The sequence below is a fragment of the uncultured Streptococcus sp. genome (genome assembly GCF_963545685.1).
In the GTDB taxonomy this organism is placed as follows: domain Bacteria; phylum Bacillota; class Bacilli; order Lactobacillales; family Streptococcaceae; genus Streptococcus.
In genome coordinates, this window is the sequence record NZ_CAUUKN010000068.1 from 1 (window position 1) to 6135 (window position 6135).

The 6135-nt window shown below is 39.6% G+C and carries 4 protein-coding genes; 3 read left to right on the plus strand and 1 reads right to left on the minus strand.

Annotation, left to right across the window (positions count from 1 at the left end; all coding sequences use genetic code 11):
* Positions 1-68: 68 nt before the first annotated feature.
* On the minus strand, positions 69-869 hold the full coding sequence (locus RWZ99_RS08530; RefSeq protein WP_314678053.1) for a TraX family protein: 801 nt from the start codon (positions 867-869) through the stop codon (positions 69-71).
* Positions 870-1135: 266 nt separating this feature from the next.
* On the opposite strand from RWZ99_RS08530, the gene RWZ99_RS08535 reads away from it, so the two are divergent.
* The 3 genes from RWZ99_RS08535 (at position 1136) to RWZ99_RS08545 (ending at position 6049) form a co-directional block, all read left to right on the plus strand.
* Positions 1136-2794 carry an NFACT RNA binding domain-containing protein gene (locus RWZ99_RS08535; protein ID WP_314678055.1) on the plus strand — a complete coding sequence of 553 codons (1659 nt, stop codon included), beginning with the start codon at positions 1136-1138 and terminating at the stop codon, positions 2792-2794.
* 319 nt (positions 2795-3113) lie between these two features.
* On the plus strand, positions 3114-4658 hold the full coding sequence (locus RWZ99_RS08540) for a hypothetical protein (RefSeq protein ID WP_314678057.1): 1545 nt from the start codon (positions 3114-3116) through the stop codon (positions 4656-4658).
* Positions 4659-4708: 50 nt separating this feature from the next.
* On the plus strand, positions 4709-6049 hold the full coding sequence (locus RWZ99_RS08545; RefSeq protein ID WP_314678060.1) for an MATE family efflux transporter: 1341 nt from the start codon (positions 4709-4711) through the stop codon (positions 6047-6049).
* The last annotated feature ends 86 nt before the right edge of the window (positions 6050-6135 follow it).

Consider the following 6135-nt stretch of genomic DNA (forward strand, 5'->3'; position numbering starts at 1 on the left):
CTAGATTTTCAACAGGAGTGTTTTTCTTGTGTCTCATTTTTGGGGGCTAGTACCCTGTCTTTGTCGTTTTATCTAAACAAACTTGCTAGGATCCACAAGAGATAAATATGAGCTGGATAGAATATATAGAAGAAATTCTTATTGCCACTACCACGCTCACCATTGTAGAAATACATAGGAATCGCAGCGAAGACCATCATCCACTGAACACCTGTAGGATCAAAGAGATGGGCAATCACTGAAATAACTGCTAAGACAATAATCTGAGCGATACGGTTAGTTCGGAAAATGTAGAACAAAAGGCCGAGAATGACCATAACAAAGCCACCCTCAACCATGATAATACTTGGCACCAGTGACAAGATAAAGGCAACAATCTGCACAAGGATTGGGTTTGCATGTGGCGTTTCGAATATACCTGCCAGCACCACGACTGGAATAGATGAAAGAATTGGCAAGAGAAAGACACCCATCCCCTGAATCAATTCCCTATAAGATTTGTCACGAAGTCCCTTAAACAATAAATCCCAAGAGTAAATAAAAATTCCAGTAATAAAGAAAGTTGAGAAGGCATTATTGGTTAAACCGATACTACCATTATGAAAAATACTACCAATGATAGCGTTGCCAATGGTCATAAACCAACTCATGTAAAGCAAACGCCTGAGAAAAGCCATACGGTCATGTGTATAATGGAAACTATCAGCTGCTAGAAAGAGGAAAATCGGGAAAGCCAGGCGTCCCAACATCGTCAACCAAATAGGTGCCCCCATACTCCCGAACATCTGATAGATTTGGTCCAAAAACATAAGTGCAACAGCTAGGTATTTTAAATTAGTCGCATTGCATATCTTTTTTATATCGTTCATTTAATGCTCCTTTAATTTTCAGCATATTAAATGATACCATAACTAGAACATAAATTCAAAAGAATATTTGAGGAAATTTGATATGATTTTTAGCTGTTTATGTCATACAGTTTTTCAGGAGAATTTATACTACATTAAATAATAAGTTTAGATTCTCGACCCACCCCAAGCATTTCTACAGGCTTTATGCTATAATGGTTAGGCATTTTATGTATTATCACAATTAAAATAACAACCATTATCTCTAACAAGAAAGGAAGTGCATCATGTCTTTTGACGGCTTTTTTCTTCATCATATGACGGCTGAGTTGCGTGAGCAGGTGCTTTACGGGCGTATCCAGAAGGTTAATCAGCCTTTTGAGCGTGAATTGGTGTTGACCATTCGTAACAATCGTCAGAATTACAAGCTTCTGCTTTCGGCTCATCCTGTCTTTGGGCGTATCCAGACGACCAAGGCAGAGTTGCCAAATCCGCAGAATCCAAACACCTATACCATGATTATGCGTAAATATCTTCAGGGGGCAGTTATTGAGGATATCCAGCAGCTAGAAAATGACCGTGTTCTTGAGATTTCCGTGTCTAACAAAAACGAAATTGGTGACAGCGTTAAGGTTACACTTGTTATGGAAATCATGGGGAAACACTCTAACATTATCCTAATTGACAAGAACGAGAGTAAAATCATTGAGTCTATCAAGCACGTTGGTTTCTCACAAAATAGTTACCGAACTATTCTGCCTGGCTCTACCTATATTGCTCCACCGAAGACAGATGCTAGGAATCCTTTCGATATTCCAGACGAAAAGCTCTTTGAAATCTTACAAACGGAAGACCTGTCAGCTAGAAACCTTCAAAAACTCTTCCAAGGGTTGGGGCGTGACACAGCTAATGAATTATCAGCCTTATTAGAGACTGATAAACTCAAGAATTTCCGTGCCTTCTTTAATCGTGAAGTCCAACCTAATCTTACAACTAAGGCTTTTTCAGCTGTAAAATTCTCAGATAGTCAGGACCAACCTAAGTTTGATACCTTGTCAGCGCTTTTGGACTACTACTACTTGGACAAGGCTGCGCGTGACCGTGTGGCTCAACAGGCTAGTGATTTGATCCATCGTGTGCAAAATGAACTAGAAAAAAACAAGAAAAAACTTGTTAAACAGGAAAAAGAGCTTGCTGCTACTGAAAATGCTGAGGAGTTCCGTCAAAAAGGTGAACTTTTAACAACCTACCTTAGCATGGTACCGAATGATCAGGATAGTGTTGAGCTAGACAACTACTACACTGGCGAAAAGATTACCATTCCTCTAAATGTGGCTCTAACGCCTAACCAGAATGCTCAGCGTTACTTCAAGAAATACCAGAAACTCAAGGAAGCTGTTAAGCACTTGACTGGTTTAATCGAGGAAACCAAACAGACAATTGACTATTTAGAAAGTGTTGAATTCAGTCTGTCTCAAGCCAATATGGATGAGATCGAGGATATACGTGAAGAGCTTGTTCAGGCTGGCTTTATAAAGCGTCGTTCAACTGACAAACGTCACAAACGCAAGAAACCTGAACAGTATCTAGCTTCTGATGGCAAGACCATTATCATGGTTGGTCGTAATAACCTACAAAATGAAGAGTTGACCTTTAAGATGGCTAAAAAAGGTGAGCTCTGGTTCCACGCAAAGGATATTCCAGGTAGTCACGTAGTCATCAAGGACAATCCTAACCCAACTGATGAGGTCAAGACTGATGCGGCTGAGTTGGCAGCCTACTACTCCAAGGCTCGTCTGTCAAACTTGGTTCAAGTGGATATGATCGATGTCAAGAAACTCAATAAACCAACAGCAGCTAAGCCTGGATTTGTGACTTATACAGGACAAAAGACCTTACGTGTCACACCGACTGAAGAAAAAATTGACAGCATGCGGATGAAATAATCTATTTTGCATAGAAAACTCTCTCGTTTCTGATACGGAGGCTGAATTAGAAAACATCCTTAAATCATCTTCTTACAACCATCTATACACTGAAAAATTTAATTTTAAGTTTTATCAAGCTATGAATTTTTTAAGACAAAACAATCCTATAAGACCGGTTTTCGGTCTTTTTCATTTTGACAACACTGATTATTACTAACCTTTACAAAAAAACTGATGAATTTCTTTTAAGCAGCCTCTATTTTTTTCTTGTTTTCACGACATTTTTCTAACGACTATGTTAAACTATATAGGTAATTATATATAAAGGAGACTTTCAATGAAGGGTCTTATGACATGGACCAGTTCTTTGTTAGAGTTGTTAGGTCGCTACGTGGGACTCATCTTATTCGGGGTGTTTTTTGTGACAGCCATGATTATTCGGACCACTATGATGACCGGTTACTTTGAGTGGGCTGAAATTAGTCGCGTGCCGTGGTATGTTTATGTTTCGGGTGGAATTATTCTGCTTTTGACTCTTCTCTGGCCCAAGCTTTTAAAGAACTATACAACCAAGCAAATCTTTACTTTTTTTACAATTTGCTTCGTGAGTTTTGGACTCGTTTTGATTTTTCTGACTAGTTTTGCTGGACGAGACGATGCAGGTACCGTTTTTCGAGGGGCAGTGCAGTTTAATGCTGGTAACTTCTCCTTGATTAAACCTGGGGCTTACTTCTATCGTTATCCCCACCAGTTAGGGATGCTTAGCTTTGAAAGGCTTATTCTTTACCTAATTCCTCTACCTGTTATCTCGGTTTTCTATGTGCTCAATCTGGCTATGGTCATTGGGATGAACTATGCTACCTGGAAAATCACAGATGAACTTTTTAAAAAATCGCATATCAGTCGTTTGGCTGTCATCATGAGTTTTGGTTTTTTACCTCTCGTATTCAACATTATGTTTGCTTACGGGCTCATGTATGGATTGTTCTTCTCCAGTTTTGCTATTCTATTTTTCCTACGCTACTTGAGGAATGGTAAAGCTAAAAATGCTATAGTTTCTGTGATTATGCTAACCTTGGCTTACTGGGTGAGAAGTAATAATATTATTCTCATTCTTGCGTTGTCCGGTATTCTAATACTGTTGGTACTTAGAGAAAAACGCTACTCTTATTTACTTTTGATACTAGCCTTATTCGCTTTTCCTATGGCTATGCATAAGGCGACAACTAGCTATTATGAAATAACTACCCATCAAAAAATTCCTGGAACACCTCAAATCGCTTGGTTGGCCATGGGCTTACAGGATGAGCCGGACTCAAATCGTATGCCAGGCTGGTATACCGGCTACGTTCGAAAAATCTATACTAAGAAAAAGGGGAATATTGATAAGATTGAGAAAAGTGCAAATCACCTCTTTGACAAGCGAGTACAATATTTCTTAGAACATCCAGATGAAGCGAAGTGGTTTTTCAGCACTAAATTTATCACTTCTTGGACTGAAGGGAGTTTTCAATCCATCTGGAATGGGCCTAGTAAAGATAAGCATCAACCATTGTGGAATCGCTTTGCGGCATCTATTTATCATGATGGGACCCTACATCTCTTTTTTGTAACCTATATGCAAGGTTACCTTCTAGTCCTCTACTTGGGTGGTGTATTCTATTATGCCTTTGCTTATAAACGAATGGGAGATGGGGCAACACTTGGACTTTATGCCTTCCTTTATCTCTTTGGAGGGCTTCTCTTCCATCTCATTTCTGAGACCAAAAGCCAGTACACCCTTCCCTATATTTACTTACAGCTTCCAATGATTGCGGCAGGTTATAGTCATATATCACAAAAGCTCAGTCGCTATCTAAAGGGCATGAAAAAGTCATCCTAGGGTGGCTTTTTTAGATTGTCTCACACTTGCTATCTTGTTATAATAGTTCTATGAAAAATTCGTCAGTTGATCTTTTACGAGGCCCAATTTTGAGGTCTCTTTTAATCTTTGCTCTGCCTATTCTGGTTTCTAATATTTTCCAGCAACTCTACAATACTGCTGATGTCATGATTGTGGGGCGCTTTCTAGGGCCTGATGCCCTAGCTGCAGTTGGGGCCTCATCTGCTATTTTTGATTTAGTTATCGGATTTGCCCTTGGTGTTGGAAATGGTATGGGAGTTGTTATTGCACGTTATTATGGTGCGCAACAATATGATAAGCTTCGTCAATCTGTTGCTACCACATTTGTAATTGGTCTAGGCTTAAGTGCCTTAGTTATGATTTCAGGGCATTTTGGTCTTTATCCTTTGCTAACTTTTTTAGGAACCCCTAGTTCTATCATTGGGCAGGCCTACCAGTATATTTCCATGATTGTGTCTTGTGTTGGGGTAAGCTTGGGCTATAATCTGTGCGCAGGCCTACTTAGGGCAGTTGGTGATAGTCTTACAGCCCTTTATTTCCTAATTTTTTCAGCCTTAGTTAATATCATTTTAGACCTTTTCTTTATTACACAACTTCATCTTGGCGTACAATCAGCAGGCTTGGCGACTATTATCTCACAGGGGCTTTCAGCTATCCTTTGTCTTTACTATATTAAGAAGAAAGTGACCTTTCTCCTTCCAAATAAGTCTGACTTTGTTCTTGACTCAAGCCTTTATCTGGACCTTTTTGGACAAGGGATGGCCATGGGCCTCATGAATTCCATCGTTTCTATTGGAACTGTGACCTTACAGTACGCAATTAATGGTTTTGGTCCTCTCATTATTAGTGCTCAGGTGGCAGCAAGACGAATTATGTCCTTTGCTGTTCTACCATTGACCTCCCTTGCTGCTGGGGTGACGACCTTCACCTCACAGAATTTCGGGGCCCGACAGTTTAAGCGCATTGTTGAAGGTTTGAAACAGTCATGCCTTGTCTCTATCAGTTGGTCCATTATTGCCTGTGCCCTACTCTATGTGGCAAGTCCCTTCTTGGCTGATCTTATCTCTGGGTCTGATAATGCTATGATTATCGACAACGCTAGCCGCTACTTGCGTATTAGTTCCCTTTTTTATCCTATTTTGGGAATGCTCTTCATCTTTAGAAATAGTCTCCAGGGGCTAGGTAAAAAACTCACACCTTTAACCTCTAGCTTTATTGAGCTTTTTGGTAAAATTCTCTTTGTTGTTTTTGTCATTCCTTATATGAATTACCTTGGCGTTATCCTATGTGAACCTATGATTTGGATTCCTATGACTATTCAGCTCTATTTTTCTTTGAGAAAACATATCAGACGCTTGTTTGTCAGCTAGACCTCTTTTTGAACATAGAAAAACGACCTTGATGATATGCCCCCTGTCAAGTAGACAGGTTAAATATCTAATAGTAGTGTCTGTTT